Origin of the sequence: Campylobacter concisus, assembly GCF_002165775.1 — a bacterium.
In the GTDB taxonomy this organism is placed as follows: Bacteria; Campylobacterota; Campylobacteria; order Campylobacterales; family Campylobacteraceae; genus Campylobacter_A; species Campylobacter_A concisus_E.
In genome coordinates, this window is sequence record NZ_NDYP01000004.1 from 104,010 (window position 1) to 118,597 (window position 14,588).

The window sequence follows — 14,588 nt, forward strand, 5'->3', positions numbered from 1 at the left end:
AAATTCCTTACAGCCTAGCGTCAGCCTCTGGGTAGATATTTTTTATATCGTAAACTAAATGGCCTTTTAAATTTAGCTTTTTAAACTCATTATGAGCTACGGCGATCACGATGCAGTCGTAGTCATCTAGGTTATACTCTTTTACTAGATCAAAGCCGTACTCGTGTTTTACCTCAGCACTATCAGCCCAAGGATCGGTCACATCGACTTTGCAGCCAAAGTCTTTTAGCTCATCAACTACGTCTATAACGCGAGAATTTCTTATATCTGGGCAATTTTCTTTAAATGTCATACCAAGGACAAGTACGCGGGCTTTGTTAATAAGCACGCCTTTTCTTATCATTAGTTTTATAACCTGATCAGCTGCGTATCTTCCCATGTCATCGTTGATACGGCGACCTGCTAGGATCATCTCTGGATGATAGCCTACCTCTTGAGCTTTGTGAGTGAGGTAGTATGGATCTACACCGATGCAGTGTCCACCAACTAGACCTGGGCGGAAATTTAAGAAATTCCACTTAGTACCTGCAGCCTCAAGCACGTCGATAGTGTTGATGTGAAGCTTTTCAAAGAGCATCGCAAGCTCGTTTATAAAGGCGATGTTTATATCACGCTGTGTATTTTCTATAACTTTTGCAGCCTCGGCTACCTTGATGCTTGAGGCCTTATGAGTGCCGGCTGTGATGATCGAGCGATAAATTTCATCGACCTTGTCAGCGATCTCTGGAGTTGAGCCACTTGTGATCTTTTTGATCTTTGTCACTGTGTGCTCTTTGTCACCTGGGTTTATACGCTCTGGTGAGTAGCCGCAGAAGAAGTCTTTGTTAAATTTAAGCCCACTTTTTTCAAGAAGCGGCACACAAATTTCTTCTGTGACGCCTGGATAAACGGTGCTTTCATAAACAACTATGTCGCCTTTTTTAAGCACTTTTGCCACGCTCTCAGTCGCTTTTACGACTGGAGTTAGATCAGGGCGCTTGTTTTTATCTATCGGAGTTGGTACAGTCACGATGAAAAAGTTGCACTTTTTAATATCGTCTAAATTTAGACTAAATTTCATACCATTATCGATAGCTTTTTTCATCTGCTCATTGCTAAGTTCAAGCGTTCTATCGTGGCCACTTTTAAGCTCTTCTATACGCTTTGCATTTACATCAAAGCCCACTACTTCGTACTTCTCGCTAAAAGCTGCTGCAAGTGGAAGTCCAACATATCCAAGTCCTACTACTGCTATTTTCATTTACTTTTTCCTTTCTTTTTTGCTTCTATCTTTTTTACGCGTTCATACATTCTTATTTCCGCACTTACACCTTTTGGAGTTATGATTCTAATAGGGCTAACGCCTGGTAAAATTTTAGTAAATTCATAATAAACCCGCCTCTTTTTCTTTCCGTCCTTGCATAGCATCATCGTTTGCGCTAGCTCATCCCCGCCGCTAAATTTATAATAAATCCCGCGCGCGTCCTCTTTTTCTTCAAGCTTTCCGCCGAGCAAAAAGGCAAAGTTGCAGTCGATTTCTATCTCTTTAAAAAAAGCGACTTCGTATTTAAAATAATCAGGTGGCATCTTTGAGATAGGTAGCTCAAAAATATTTTCCTCGGTTTTTGCCACGTTTTCGCCTGCCAAAAGCGCAAATGGAAGCACGCAAGCTGCGATAAAAAGTAAAAATTTTCTCATGCCTTTACTCCGATTTGGAAATACTTAAATCCATGCTCAGCTAAAATTTTAGCGTTGTATTGGTTACGTCCGTCAAAAATAACGGCATTTTTTAGCCTCTCTTTTATCTCCATAAAATCAGGCGATCTAAACTCGCTCCACTCGGTCACAAGCACCATAGCATCGGCGTTATTAAGCGCGTCATATTTATTTTTAGCGTATTTTACATCTAAATTTGGCATATATTTTTTAGCTTCTTCGCTTGATTTTGGATCATACGCCACCACTTTTGCGCCAGCCTCATCCAAAAGTTTTATCAAAGTTAGCGAGCTAGCCTCTCTCATATCATCGGTATTTGGTTTAAACGCAAGCCCCCAAAGTGCAATCGTCTTGCCCTTTAGATCGCCGCCAAAGAAGTTATAAATTTTATCAAACAGCACTCTTTTTTGAGCCTTATTTCTTGACTCGACCGCGTTTAAAAGCTCTGGCTCAAAGCCATTTTGCCTAGCTGTGTAGATGAGCGCCTCGACGTCTTTTGGAAAGCAGCTGCCGCCGTATCCGCAGCCTGGATAGATAAAGCTATATCCGATCCTTGAGTCGCTGCCGATACCTTTTCTTACTAAATTTACATCAGCGCCCACGCGTTCACAGATATTTGCTATCTCATTTATAAAACTTATCTTTGTTGCTAGCATCGAATTTGCAGCATATTTTGTCATTTCTGCTGACTTTACGTCCATACAAATTAGCCTGTCGTGATTTTTCATAAATGGCTCATAAAGCTCTCTCATCGCGCTAAAGCCCCACTCGCTGCTAGCTCCGATAACTACGCGGTCTGGCTTTAAAAAGTCCTCAACCGCCGCACCCTCTTTTAAAAACTCTGGGTTTGAGACTACCTCAAATTTAACCTCTACATTTCTCTTTTTAAGCTCAGCCTCGATAATCTCATGCACCTTAGTTCCAGTACCCACTGGAACGGTTGATTTATCAACTACGATTAGCGGTTTGCTTAAATTTTCTCCGATAGACTTAGCAACCGAGAGAACGTATTTTAAATCCGCCTGCCCATCAGCGCCCATAGGTGTACCAACTGCTATGAATAGCACGTCTGCATGCTCTAGCGCCTCAGTTATCTGCGTGCTAAATTTAAGCGAGCCATTTTTGTAGCACTCACTTACAATATCAGCAAGCCCTGGCTCATATATCGGCACGACGCCGTTTTTTAGTGCTTCGATCTTTTTATTATCAACATCGACGCAGATCACGCTGTTGCCCATCTTAGCAAAGCATGCACCACTTACTAGCCCAACATATCCAGTTCCAATTACTGCCACTCTCATGTTTATCCTTAAATTTTCTTTTCCCACTCAAGGGCAGTTTTTATGATGAGCGCTAGGTCATCTCTTTTTGGCTTCCAGCTTGTTAGCGAGCGCAGTTTGCTTGCGTTTGAGATAAGGATAGCTGGATCGCCGTCCCTTCTTGGCGCATTTAGCACCTTAAAATTTACCCCACTTACCTTTTTTGCGGTCTCGATGACCTCTTTTACACTAAATCCTCTGCCATATCCCACGTTAAAAGTTTCGCTGCCATTTTGGCCGATGTACTCAAGTGCACTTATATGGGCGTCTGCTAGATCGCTAACGTGGATGTAGTCTCTAACGCATGTGCCATCTTTTGTAGCGTAGTCATCGCCAAAGATACTCATGCTCTCACGCTTGCCAAGTATAGTTTGCACAGCTACCTTAATAAGGTGCGTGGCGTTTGGATAGTTTTGACCTATGAGCCCCTCCTCGTCTGCGCCTGCTACGTTAAAATAGCGAAGTATAGCAAATTTGAAATTTTCATTTGAAGCGGCGTAATCTTTAATGATCTGCTCGCTCATGAGTTTGCTTCTGCCGTATGGATTTATCGGATTTGTAGGCGTTGTTTCGCTAACTTCTGCCACGTCTGGCTCGCCGTAAACTGCGGCGGTTGAGCTAAATATAAATTTATTTACGTTGTAAGTCTTTGCATATCTTAGCACCCTTGCGACGTTTGCTGTGTTGTTTAGATAGTATTTTAGCGGCTCACTCATACTCTCAAAGACCTCGATAAACGCTGCAAAATGGATAATCGCATCAAATTTACCGTTTGCAAAAATTTCACTTAGATCATCTTCTAAATTTGCGTTTATAAATTTAAAATTTCCTATTTTTTGGAGTGCCTCAAGTGCTTTTTGTGAGCCTTTGCAGAGATTATCGATGATGGTTATCTCATCTTTGCCTTGCTTTAAAAGTGCTTTTACTACGTGGCTGCCGATATATCCAGCACCACCTGTTATTAAAATCTTCAAGTTTAAGCCTTTCATAAAAAGTGGTTAATTTTATCAAAAATAGAGTAAAGTAAAAGTAAAGCAAGGTATATTAAAAGTTATGAATTTAAAGACGCTGGGTTTTAGCTAGTGATATCAGACTAAAACCCACATAATTTTACGGTCTTTAATAGCCATACCAATATGGGTTTGACATCCTATTTAAACTATTATTAATGCCTTGTAGACTTCTATCTATATTTTGCATATGCATATTGTGATTCATTTGCTGTAGCTGGTTATAGCTATTTTGCTGTTGTATAAGTGCATTATTCATAGTTTGACTTAATTGGTTTAAGGATTGTTGAAATTGTTGTGCTGCTATTGCTTGTTGCTGATTATATAGCATAACCTCTTCATTTGATGCCGGATATAAAACGATACCATTTCGCTGATTGTCAGTCATACAATATATAGCTCCGCTGCTATCGTCGTTATAATACTCAAATGCATCACAATTACCAGGGTTCCAATAGTATCTTCCATTATGATTAGCTTGAAAATATCCGGCACTAGAACAACCAACAAATGTTAAAGCAAATACTACTATAAAAATAAGTTGCCTGTTTTTCATTTTCACTCCTGTAAAATTTTATTACCTATAACTCAGCATTTCGTCATGCCAGCAAAACCAGATATAGCCATAAAAGATATAGGATTTAACACGATCTTAAATAGCAATATCTATTTTTTATTTATTTTTATTTAAAAATTCTCTCAACATCACATTTTTGATGTCTATCAAATATAAGCTCATTGTCATAACTATATTGATCATATATTAAAATAGCTTCTTGATTGATCGCATATGCATAACAATATTTAGTTTGAATATAAATACCATCTGATGTTTTATATAGGTCTTGATCAATTCTGGTTACATAAATTTTATAAAATTCAGCATACAAGGCAACACATGCAAAAGCCAAAAACAAAATCTTTTTCACTATAATTTCCTTATTTATTCTCTATATAAATATTATTTACAGATGATTGTAAAAGTATTTTAATGCAATTAAACTTATAGGAAACTTTTCTATAGGAATAAAAATGCTAAATTTGCCACAAATTGTTTCAAAAGAAGAAGAGGAAGAATTCCTAAAAAATGTGGCAAATAATGTAAAAAGAATAAGACAAGAAAAAGGTTTTAGCCAGCTTGAAACCGCTCTTAGCATAGGACAAGCCTCAAATGGTTTTTATGCAAATATGGAAAATTTTACAGATAATAAACGCTTTAATATACTCCATCTTTTTAAGCTCTCAAAACTATTTAATTGTGATATTGCTGATTTTTTTAAAGGTGCATAAAAATGTTTATTAATCCTCTCTAACCCTCAAAAATATAGGAAACCTTGGCTTGCCTTTGGCTGTTAAATTTTGAAATTTATATGTGATGATAGAGCCTATCTTTGGGGGATTTCGGCGCTTTTCATCGCTTAGTCCTGAGCCTATTTTAAAGATAGTGCCAGGTTTTGGCTCGCCAGCTTTTTCTTCGTCATCTTTGCCACCAAGCGCTTTGCAGGTAAGCGAGCCAGCAAATTTCGCATATTTGCCGCTACCTTTATTTATAGCGATTACTTCGCACTCGGCGTCTTTAAATTTCTTAAATTTAAGCACATTTTTACTTCGTTTTCGCTCGTACGGTGCATTTGGCTCACGTACGACTGCTCCCTCTCCGCCTTTTGCGATGATACTTTCAGTAAATTTCAAAAACTGGGCGTTATCTCGCATTTTTATCTGTTTTATGATGATTAAATTGTGATTTGGCTCATTTTTTAGAAATTTAGCCAAAACTTCAAGACGGTCAAGCAAGCCACCACTTGCCTCTGGCACGTCAAAAACGTGAAATTTAAGCCTTTTCCACGCCTTTTCATCTGGCAACTTATCCATCACTGTTGCTTGAATTTCTTCAAACTTAAGCTCTTTAGCATAAAGCTCGCCATCGAGCGCAAATTTTGGGAAATTTTTAGTAAAACTTAGCGGTGCATTTAGCTTTTTGCCCTGTCTTGAGAGTAAATTCTCTCCGTCCCAGTAGGCACGCACGCCATCAAGCTTCTCGCTAGCTAGCCAGCCACTGACATTTTGATCTTTATACTCGCTAAGTCGCAGCAGGTCAAGAGAAAATGCAAAATTTAAAAGGGCTAAAACCGCAAAAATTATTCTAATCAAGCTTTTGCCTTGCAAAAACAATAATCCATATGATCATCTACAACGCCCACACTTTGCAAAAATGCATAGGTGCTAACAGAGCCTAAAAATTTAAACCCTCGCTTTTTTAGATCCCTTGCCACAAAGTCTGACATAGGCGTAGTGGCTGGCACTTGTTTGATATCTTGATAGTGATTTATGATCTGCTTGCCGTCAAATTTTGGATCAAATTTTCTTAGCAAATACCCCCACAAATAGTCATAAAAGCTGCCAAATTCTTGTGTTATGGATAAAAATGCAAGGGCGTTTGCAGAAAGCGATTTTAGTTTTAATTGGTTACGAATCAGCCTCTCATTTTGCATAAATTTAGCTATCTCAGCCTCGCCGTAATGCTTGATCTTCTCTGGATCAAAGCCGTCAAATGCCTCTCTCATAGCCTCTCTTTTTTGAAGCACTCCATGCCACGAAAGTCCAGCCTGAAAGCCCTCCAGAACTATCATTTCGAAAAATTTTCTATCATCTTTTACGACTTTACCCCACTCATTATCGTGGTAAGCTATATCAAGCTCGCCTTTTGCCCATTCGCATCGCCTCATCTGCGTCCCTTAAATCTCAACTCCATAAAACTCGCAGTACCACTCAACAAATTTAGCCACGCCGTCGTTTACTTTTGTATTTGGCTTGTAGTCAAAGTCAGCCACCAAATCGCTCACATCAGCAAATGTTGCTGGCACGTCGCCTGCTTGAAGTGGGAGAAAATTTTTCTTGATCTCACGGCCGATCTTTATCTCAACCGCCTTGATGTAGTCCATGAGCTCGACTGGGCTATTATTGCCGATGTTATAGACCTTAAACGGCGCTTTTGAAGTGGCAGGGTCTGGGTGCTTTGCGTCCCAGTTTGGATTAGGCTTAGCAGGGTTGTCGATGCACTTGATGATGCCCTTTACAATATCGTCCACGTAGGTAAAGTCACGCTTCATCTTGCCGTAGTTAAAGACGTCGATAGTTTTATCTTTAAGCGCTGCATCAACAAACAAAAATAGCGCCATATCAGGACGTCCCCATGGTCCGTAAACTGTAAAAAAGCGAAGTCCAGTCGTTGGCACGTTGAATAAATGACTATAAGTATGTGCCATCATCTCGTTGCTCTTTTTGGTCGCTGCGTAGAGGCTTATAGGGTGATTTACCGCCTCGTGCGTAGAAAATGGCATGTTCTCATTTAGTCCATAAACCGAGCTAGAGCTTGCATAGACTAAATTTTTGATCTCATTGTGGCGGCAGCACTCGAGGATGTTCATAAAGCCTGTGATGTTGCTGTCGATGTAGGCTTTTGGGTTTATAAGCGAGTAGCGAACGCCAGCTTGTGCGGCTAAATTTACGACTACGTCAAATTTTTCTTTGGCAAAAAGCTCTTTCATCGTCTTTTCGTCGGCGAGATCTGCTTTTATAAATTTTAAGTTTGGATGTGTTTTTGAGATGATAAGCTTGCCGTAGTCTATCTCGCTCGTATCAAAGCCAGCCGTTTTTAGGCGTGCAAGCTTTAAATTTACGTCGTAATAGTCATTTATCACGTCATATCCGACGACCTCATCGCCTCTTTTTACAAGGGCATTCGCAAGATGAAATCCTATAAATCCAGCTGTTCCAGTTACTAAAATTTTCATATTTTTCCTTTCATTTTTGGCTTATTTTAGTGCAAAAATGTAAATTTACGTATTTAAATCAGGGTAGTCCCAAGCGTTAAATTCAGCTCTTAAATCGTTATTTTCCCAACCTTTGCAGCATAGCCACTCAAGCCCTGCACGTCTCTCCATAACGACCTCTTCGTCAAGTCCAGCAACCTTTTTGCCATTTATCCTAGCATCTACACACGCCCAGTGGTAACGATAAACTAGGTCAAGTTTGCTTAAAATTTCATCCAAACTGCGAAGCTTTGAGCGGTTTTTGAGCCCGCCCTCTCTAAATACGTCCATCACAAAATCACAGTCACAAATTTTATCCATCTTACCGATATCTTCGGCAATGCCAAGCGCCCAAAGCAATATCCAAAGCGACTCATACTTCCAGCCCATATTTACGGCTAAATTTATATCAGCCCTGCCCTCTACGACCTCTTTTTCTTTTACACTTAGATCGCCATAAAAATCACCCAAAAAGTCTTTAGCCCAGGCTATCTCATCTTCACTTAAGTGGCCATTGTCGCGGATAGTGCAAGCACACATGATCGCTGTAAATGAGCAAACCGCACGAGCAATGATCTCATCAACGCTTCTTGGCGTAACTTCACTATTGTCATACCTTAGTGGTAGACTCTCAAGCACAGCCACGCCCTCTTTTTTTAAAATTTTTATGCTCTCGTCTTTTCTTTGTTGTGCTGTTTTTGGCATATCCGCACCTTTTTTAAAAATATCAAACACTCCCATTTTTATCCAAAAAACTCAGCGTTAAATTTCTCTTCGTTAAATTTTTTACCTAAAAATTTACAGGCTTCGATCATATCAGTTCTTGCTATTTCAAAGCAACTCGTAGCCCCAGGACTTGGAGTCATATTAAAACTTATGCCCTCGCCTGTGCTTATCTTGCCCTCGCCAAGCTCAAGGCACTTTTTATTACGGTCGATAACTTGTGGCCTTACGCCGCCAAAATTTACAGCATAGCTTAGGTCATTTTCACTTAGGCTTGGTACGATCTTTCTAGCATCTTTTACAAATTCTTTTTTATTGATAAATGGCACTTCAAATAAGAAATTTCTTAAAATATAAGATCTGATGTCGCTATCTTTTAAGAGATTTGTAAAGACTTCAAAGACATTTTTATCAAATTTTAGACATTTACAAAAGTCAAAAAAGCTTGAACAGCCGTGATATCTCTCTAGTTTTGGTATGACTAGAGCCGTTGGTCCAAAGCGAGTGTTTCCATTAGCTAGGATATCTGGATCGCCATGAAGCGCGGCAAATGGTAGCTTATCGTTTTGCACCATATAGACTTTGCCGTTTAGTAAGCGTTTTTTTGCGAAATAAAAGCTTCCAGCAACGGGCAATGTGCTAAGATGAAGCCCATAACCCATCTTGTGAGCCAAAAATAGCGAGTGTCCTCCAGCATCTACTACAACGTAGTTTGCAGTGATCACTTCGCCATCATTTATCTTTATGTGAAATGTATCGCCCGCCTTTTTTATATCAGTTACTTCTGAGTTTAGACTGATCTCGTAGCCATCTGCGCCTAAATTCAGCGCATTTTGCACAAGTGAATTTGCTAAGCCGCCAAAGTCCATCGTCGTAAACTGCCCATTTTGCGTGCCTATGGCGATGATGTTTTCTGGCCTCTCATTACCATTTGCGTCAAAAACGACGTTTGGCTCGATTTGTTTTAACTTCTCTTTGTCGTAAATTTCAAGGTAAGGAAAAAGCTCTCTAAAACTCTCATATCTCTCTTTCATGCGCTCTACTTCAGCATCTCCGATAGCTAGTGCCATCTTTTGATGAGCGAACATATACTTGCCATCAAGATTGTATTTTAGAGCATATTTTACTGGCATATTTGCCACACGAGAGACTTTTTTTGCTTTTTCTAGTGTGTAGTTTGTCTCGATATCGCCACAATGAATGGTTTGTGAGTTGCCTTTGCCGTTTGAATTTAGAGTAGCTACGCCGTCATATTTTTCTAAAAGTGCGACTTTTTTTATGTCGCTAAATGCAGCCAACTCATAAAAGAGCGCCGTCCCACTAATGCCTGCTCCGACAATTACCACTTCAAAGTGCTTCTGCCTCATTTTTTCTCCCAAAAAAAGTTTAGTCGCCAAAATAATACTATATTAATTTTAAAACAAACAGCATAGTGAAAAAAGCTAGAATTTTTATATAAAAGAGAAATTTGGCAAGGTTCTCACCTTGCCTTGAAGTTAAAATTTATAAGATACGTTTACCTTAAAATTTCTACCTGGCTCCCAGTCTACGTAGTCTGGATTGCCTGTATAATCAGCCATTCTTTGAGACTGCGAAGCATAAGTTTTATTAAAGAGGTTGTAAATTCCAGCATTTATCTCAAGTCCCTTAAATTTACCGCTACTTGGCGTATAGCTAGCATAGATATCGCTGACTGCATAGCTTGGTATTTTGGCATTTTTATTATCGCTAGCTGATATGGTATTTTTTGAAGCGAAGTAGATTAGATTGTAGCCTATTAGCGTATCAATGCTAGAAAATGCATACTCTGCATTAAATGTATATTTGTCGCCCTGATCTCGGTAGCCGATGACATTTGAAGTGTAATATCCGCCCCTTTCTGTGTTTACAACTCTATCTTTATATTTTACATTTTGATGAGTGTAGCTAGCAGCTAGGCTTAGTGCGTCTAAATTTAGCCTTGCAAGTAGCTCAACGCCGCTTATATCAGCACCACCAGCATTTATCCTCTTTAAAGCCCCATTTGCTGTGTTGTTATCAACTATTAAATTTTTATATTTTGTCATGAAATATTTTGCAGAGAGGCTATATGAGCTAACTTCATTTATATCACCATGATATTTAAGACCAGTTTCGTAGCTATTACCAGTTGTCGCTTTTAGATCCTTATTTGCCGACCAATTTAAGGCTCTGCCCCTGCTGCTTCCACTTGCCATCATCGACTCCATGACATCAGGTCCTCTAAAGACTCTTGCATAGCTTGCAAAAGCGTTAAGACCTTTAAGTATCTCATAGTCAAGCGCAAGCGCTGGGGTAAATTCATTGTATTTATAAGTGTAACTCTTTACATTTCCGGCTCTACCATCGTAGCTTTTTAGCTCGTGATGGGTGTATCTGATGCCTGGAGTAACGGTTAGCGAGCTAAAATTTAGCGCATCCTCTGCGTAGATAGAGTAGTTATTTACCTTTTCAGGATAGTGATTATTTGGCTTGTTAAAATTTTTACTTTGGTAAAACTCAGCGCCGTATCTAAGCGTCTGCGTCAAAGCGCCGGTCTCGACTATACTCTTAGCCTTTGCATTTATGCCGTTTGTCTTTACGCCTAAAATTTTTAAGACCGGATCATCTTTTTTATGCTCGGTATTATATGCCGTTACCTCTAAATTCAAAAGATTACTAGGCTTGTATTCGTATTTTAGCGTTGTCGTATCGCGCTCGTATTTGCGGTGGTCATCATTTGCATGCGAACTACCAAATTCTGCTCTTATAGGATAAATGCCCTTAAATTCATTATGCTCTCTTGAGATAGAAATTCTATGCGCATCAAGGAAGCTATAGCCAAGCTTTAAAAGATAGCTAAGGTCGTTTCCATCGCCTCCTATCTTTTTTTATTGCCACTTTTGCCGTAGTCATAGCCTTTGTGATTAATAGCAGCTATAAAGTCAAGCCCTTCAACTGGGGCTGTAAAGAGCATAAGACCTTGAGAAAATTCGCTGCTATTTGAAGCATACCCTGAGCGGATTTTAGCTCCAATAATCTCGCCGCTTTCTAGCAAATCTTTTGCATCTACTGTTTTAAAGGCGACCGAACCACCAAGTGCGCCTGAGCCATTTACGACTGATTTTGAGCCAACTTCGACATCAACGGCTTTTATAAGATCTGGATCGATTAGTAAGTCAGCATTGTGGTGAAATGTATTTCCGTTTTGTTTAGCACCATCTATCGTGATATTTAGGCCACGGTCACTAACGCCTCTCATGTAAATTTTTTGATTCATGCCGTTTGTGCCACCAACATATACACCAGGAATATCTCTCATCACATCTTTTACCAGACCAGCGTTTCTAGTTGAAATTTTGATATCATCAACGCCGTATCCACCACTGCTACTTGTTACCTCAACTCCGCTTAATACGCTCTCGTCTGCCCCATTTGCACAAACTGCTATGCTTGCTGCAAGAGAGAGTTTAAATAAGCTTTTAAATCTCATATTTTCTCCTAATTTGGTTATTAAAGTTACTATTTTAATTTTATAGCGTAATTTTGAGATTGAATATTATAATTTTAAGTATAAATTTTGGATAAATTTTTGAGTTTTTAGATAAAAATATAAACTATTTTTAAATTTTAATTATCTAATAAATTAATTAAATATCGAAATAAAGGACGAAATTATATGATTTTATCAAGGTAGTAAATAAGGTTAATTTTTAATAGAAAATTATTACAAGTATAAAAATTTTTAAATTTTGTAGATAATTTTTATCAAGAAAGACTTAAGAAATCTAAAATAAATTTTGCTTTTTAGAGCTCAGAATTGTTTTTTATAAACACTCTTGGACAGACTATGAAGAAATTTTAAAATTTAAATAAGATAGAGCAAAACTCTTGGATCTACTGGAAGTATCATATAAATTTACTAGACACCCTTGAAGGCAAAAATGAAATATTAATTCACATAAATATCATCTTTTTTAAAGTCTTTTAGTCTTAAACTTATGTTGATGTCTTGCCAAAGTATCGGCGGTAGCACAAATATCATCCTATCAAGGCTATTTTTTTTCACATCCTCACACTAGCCATACCAGCTGTAAAACTCACAAAAAATTAGATATATCGCCGCAAAGCGCCAAGTAAAAACCGCGAGTAGCTAAGCTGCGTATCTTCCCATTTGCCGCTATCTAGCGCGCAGTAAAGAACATTGCCAGCTTTGCCACCAAAGGCACCGCCGTTTATCACGAACAAATTTATACAAAACATCGTTTGCCACGAACAAATTGCTAGGCATCTACCCTGCCTCGCTAAAGTTTTTGCCAAGGTTAAAGCTGTAAATTCCACGCTTCATCTGCTCACATACTGAGCCAAGTAGGCGCAGCCAACCTTCATCCATCACGATGCCACCGCACCCATAAACAAACGCTCCTATCGGTGAGCAAGTAGTTACCTGAAGTCCTAAAAGCTCGCTTTACACCATGCTTTCATCAAGAGACAAAAATTAATTAGCCTCTTTTAGCCACTCCTTGATCAGTGCCCAGCCTGGCCTATTGCGTCTACAAGCTCATCTAAAGCTCATTTTGTATGCCCATGCGGTAAATTTAGTGAAATTTTAAAGAAGAATTTGGCAAGTCACCCCGCCAAATTTTGTATTAGTAGATTATTTTGCGTCCCAAGCTAGGATCGTATTGCCTTCGGCATCGGTAGCCACGTCGCCCATACCCATGATATTGTAGCCGCAGTCTACGTAGTGAACTTCACCTGTTACACCGCTAGCTAGGTCGCTAAGTAGATACATCGCGCTGTTGCCGACGTCTTCAGTCGTAACGTTGCGTTTTAGCGGGCTATTTACTTCGTTGTAACGAAGTATCATCTTAAAATCGCCTATTCCGCTTGCAGCAAGCGTTTTGATAGGGCCTGCGCTGATAGCATTTACGCGGATATTTTTAGCACCAAGGTCGTGTGCTAGGTAGCGAACCGAGCTTTCAAGTGCCGCTTTGGCAACGCCCATGACATTGTAGTGTGGCACAAATTTTGGTCCGCCAAGGTATGTAAGAGTTAGTACCGAACCACCCTCTTTTAGCACCGGTAGGACCGCACGAGTAAGGCTTAGTAGCGAATAAACGCTAGTACCCATCGCGATATCAAATGCCTCTTTAGTCGTGTTTACAAACTCGCCTTCAAGCGCTTCTTTTGGTGCATAAGCCACGGCATGCACGACAAAATCTATCTCGCCAAGGTCTGCTTTGATGCGATCCGCAAGACCGTCCAAGTGAGCGGGATTATTTACGTCAAGCTCATAGACGAATTTGCTACCAAACTCCTCTGCGATCGGCTCTACACGCTTTTTAAGAGCGTCATTTAGATATGTAAATGCCATCTGTGCACCTTGATCGCAGCAAGCTTTTGCAATGCCATAAGCTATTGACTTGGCGTTAGCGACACCGACGATTAGGCCTTTTTTGCCTTTTAAAATCATTATTTCTCCTTTCTAATTTTGCTTGGCTTTTAAGCGTCTTTGAATGAGTTTTGATTTTGCTCCCTGTGACAGGCTATGTGCCTAGTCTTGGTCGCAAAATCTGCAACAACATTTAAATCCATCTTAAAATCCTTCGCAATTTGACTTAAAATTTTACAATCCAAATTTAACAAAACGCCAAATTATAAACACAAATCGACAAGCGGAAATATCGCTAGGCGGATTTAAATGTTTCGCAGTAAATTTTGTCCCAAGACTAGGCACATAGCCTGTCACAGAGCGAAATTTACAAAATCATTTAAAGACGTCAGCGAGTGACGCGCTAATAAGTTCCAAGAAACCAGAAGCGTCCCAGCTTGCCGTACCTACTAGTACTCCGTCGCAGTTTTTAATACCCGCTATCCCGCCGATATTTGCGACATTTACGCTTCCGCCGTAAAGTAGCGGCGCGCTCGTCTGCTCGCGGATGAAATTTAAAACTCCTTCAATCTGCTCCGCATTCGCACTCTTGCCCGTACCTATCGCCCACACAGGCTCGTAGGCGATCAGCAGCCGC

The 14,588-nt window shown here is 39.6% G+C and carries 18 protein-coding genes; 1 reads left to right on the forward strand and 17 read right to left on the reverse strand.

Annotated features, from left to right (window positions below; genetic code table 11):
* Positions 1-7 precede the first annotated feature (7 nt).
* From B9N66_RS05695 to B9N66_RS05720, 6 genes are all read right to left on the reverse strand, one after another.
* Positions 8-1,240, reverse strand: coding sequence for a nucleotide sugar dehydrogenase (locus B9N66_RS05695; protein ID WP_087580264.1), 1,233 nt, complete (start codon positions 1,238-1,240; stop codon positions 8-10).
* The gene (locus tag B9N66_RS05700) at positions 1,237-1,677 is read right to left on the reverse strand and encodes an ecotin family protein (RefSeq protein ID WP_087580265.1); all 441 of its coding nucleotides are present in this window, start codon (positions 1,675-1,677) and stop codon (positions 1,237-1,239) included. Before B9N66_RS05700 ends, B9N66_RS05695 begins: the two co-directional genes overlap by 4 nt.
* Positions 1,674-2,996: a UDP-glucose dehydrogenase family protein gene (locus B9N66_RS05705; protein ID WP_087580266.1), complete on the reverse strand. Its 1,323-nt coding sequence runs from the start codon at positions 2,994-2,996 to the stop codon at positions 1,674-1,676. Before B9N66_RS05705 ends, B9N66_RS05700 begins: the two co-directional genes overlap by 4 nt.
* 8 nt (positions 2,997-3,004) lie before the next feature.
* Positions 3,005-3,988 (reverse strand): UDP-glucose 4-epimerase GalE, encoded by a 984-nt coding sequence (galE, locus tag B9N66_RS05710; RefSeq protein WP_087580267.1) that lies wholly within the window; start codon positions 3,986-3,988, stop codon positions 3,005-3,007.
* 145 nt (positions 3,989-4,133) lie between these two features.
* On the reverse strand, positions 4,134-4,580 hold the full coding sequence (locus B9N66_RS05715) for a hypothetical protein (protein ID WP_087580268.1): 447 nt from the start codon (positions 4,578-4,580) through the stop codon (positions 4,134-4,136).
* Positions 4,581-4,707: 127 nt separating this feature from the next.
* A complete protein-coding gene (locus B9N66_RS05720; RefSeq protein ID WP_087580269.1) occupies positions 4,708-4,953 on the reverse strand; it encodes a hypothetical protein in 246 nt (81 codons plus the stop codon).
* Positions 4,954-5,056: 103 nt separating this feature from the next.
* Here B9N66_RS05720 and B9N66_RS05725 point away from each other — a divergent pair, with 103 nt between their 5' ends.
* Entirely contained in the window at positions 5,057-5,314 is a 258-nt protein-coding gene (locus tag B9N66_RS05725; protein ID WP_087580270.1) for a helix-turn-helix domain-containing protein, read from the forward strand.
* A gap of 9 nt (positions 5,315-5,323) precedes the next feature.
* On the opposite strand, the gene B9N66_RS05730 is transcribed toward B9N66_RS05725, so the two are convergent.
* The 11 genes from B9N66_RS05730 to B9N66_RS05770 form a co-directional block, all read right to left on the reverse strand.
* On the reverse strand, positions 5,324-6,172 hold the full coding sequence (locus B9N66_RS05730; protein ID WP_087580281.1) for a DNA ligase: 849 nt from the start codon (positions 6,170-6,172) through the stop codon (positions 5,324-5,326).
* Complete coding sequence (locus tag B9N66_RS05735) at positions 6,172-6,750, reverse strand: DNA-3-methyladenine glycosylase I (protein WP_087580271.1); 579 nt, start codon at positions 6,748-6,750, stop codon at positions 6,172-6,174. Before B9N66_RS05735 ends, B9N66_RS05730 begins: the two co-directional genes overlap by 1 nt.
* A gap of 9 nt (positions 6,751-6,759) precedes the next feature.
* Complete coding sequence (locus B9N66_RS05740) at positions 6,760-7,818, reverse strand: NAD-dependent epimerase (RefSeq protein ID WP_087580272.1); 1,059 nt, start codon at positions 7,816-7,818, stop codon at positions 6,760-6,762.
* A 45-nt stretch (positions 7,819-7,863) separates the two neighbouring features.
* Positions 7,864-8,541 (reverse strand): DUF4272 domain-containing protein, encoded by a 678-nt coding sequence (locus B9N66_RS05745; protein WP_257639783.1) that lies wholly within the window; start codon positions 8,539-8,541, stop codon positions 7,864-7,866.
* A 38-nt stretch (positions 8,542-8,579) separates the two neighbouring features.
* Positions 8,580-9,926 carry an FAD-dependent oxidoreductase gene (locus B9N66_RS05750; protein WP_087580274.1) on the reverse strand — a complete coding sequence of 449 codons (1,347 nt, stop codon included), beginning with the start codon at positions 9,924-9,926 and terminating at the stop codon, positions 8,580-8,582.
* A 129-nt stretch (positions 9,927-10,055) separates the two neighbouring features.
* The gene (locus tag B9N66_RS09915) at positions 10,056-11,441 is read right to left on the reverse strand and encodes a TonB-dependent receptor domain-containing protein (protein WP_307772182.1); all 1,386 of its coding nucleotides are present in this window, start codon (positions 11,439-11,441) and stop codon (positions 10,056-10,058) included.
* Positions 11,438-12,049 carry a TonB-dependent receptor plug domain-containing protein gene (locus B9N66_RS09920; protein ID WP_257639784.1) on the reverse strand — a complete coding sequence of 204 codons (612 nt, stop codon included), beginning with the start codon at positions 12,047-12,049 and terminating at the stop codon, positions 11,438-11,440. The genes B9N66_RS09915 and B9N66_RS09920 overlap by 4 nt, the downstream gene beginning before the upstream one ends.
* Positions 12,050-12,666: 617 nt before the next feature.
* Positions 12,667-12,876, reverse strand: coding sequence for a DUF2625 family protein (locus B9N66_RS09925; protein ID WP_257639785.1), 210 nt, complete (start codon positions 12,874-12,876; stop codon positions 12,667-12,669).
* Complete coding sequence (locus B9N66_RS09930) at positions 12,848-12,985, reverse strand: DUF2625 domain-containing protein (protein WP_257639787.1); 138 nt, start codon at positions 12,983-12,985, stop codon at positions 12,848-12,850. The genes B9N66_RS09925 and B9N66_RS09930 overlap by 29 nt, the downstream gene beginning before the upstream one ends.
* 228 nt (positions 12,986-13,213) lie before the next feature.
* Complete coding sequence (fabI, locus tag B9N66_RS05765) at positions 13,214-14,032, reverse strand: enoyl-ACP reductase FabI (RefSeq protein WP_087580275.1); 819 nt, start codon at positions 14,030-14,032, stop codon at positions 13,214-13,216.
* A gap of 294 nt (positions 14,033-14,326) precedes the next feature.
* On the reverse strand, positions 14,327-14,588 hold a 262-nt coding region (locus tag B9N66_RS05770; RefSeq protein ID WP_180382071.1), incomplete at its 5' end, for a triose-phosphate isomerase.

What these genes read in the sequence shown, in the direction of transcription:
- B9N66_RS05695 (WP_087580264.1), bottom strand. Translation starts at nt 1,240, where the DNA reads ATGAAAATAGCAGTAGTAGGACTTGGATATGTTGGACTTCCACTTGCA.
- B9N66_RS05700 (WP_087580265.1), bottom strand. Translation starts at nt 1,677, where the DNA reads ATGAGAAAATTTTTACTTTTTATCGCAGCTTGCGTGCTTCCATTTGCG.
- B9N66_RS05705 (WP_087580266.1), bottom strand. Translation starts at nt 2,996, where the DNA reads ATGAGAGTGGCAGTAATTGGAACTGGATATGTTGGGCTAGTAAGTGGT.
- B9N66_RS05715 (WP_087580268.1), bottom strand. Translation starts at nt 4,580, where the DNA reads ATGAAAAACAGGCAACTTATTTTTATAGTAGTATTTGCTTTAACATTT.
- B9N66_RS05725 (WP_087580270.1), top strand. Translation starts at nt 5,057, where the DNA reads ATGCTAAATTTGCCACAAATTGTTTCAAAAGAAGAAGAGGAAGAATTC.
- B9N66_RS05735 (WP_087580271.1), bottom strand. Translation starts at nt 6,750, where the DNA reads ATGAGGCGATGCGAATGGGCAAAAGGCGAGCTTGATATAGCTTACCAC.
- B9N66_RS05740 (WP_087580272.1), bottom strand. Translation starts at nt 7,818, where the DNA reads ATGAAAATTTTAGTAACTGGAACAGCTGGATTTATAGGATTTCATCTT.
- B9N66_RS05745 (WP_257639783.1), bottom strand. Translation starts at nt 8,541, where the DNA reads ATGCCAAAAACAGCACAACAAAGAAAAGACGAGAGCATAAAAATTTTA.
- B9N66_RS05750 (WP_087580274.1), bottom strand. Translation starts at nt 9,926, where the DNA reads ATGAGGCAGAAGCACTTTGAAGTGGTAATTGTCGGAGCAGGCATTAGT.
- B9N66_RS09920 (WP_257639784.1), bottom strand. Translation starts at nt 12,049, where the DNA reads ATGAGATTTAAAAGCTTATTTAAACTCTCTCTTGCAGCAAGCATAGCA.
- fabI (WP_087580275.1), bottom strand. Translation starts at nt 14,032, where the DNA reads ATGATTTTAAAAGGCAAAAAAGGCCTAATCGTCGGTGTCGCTAACGCC.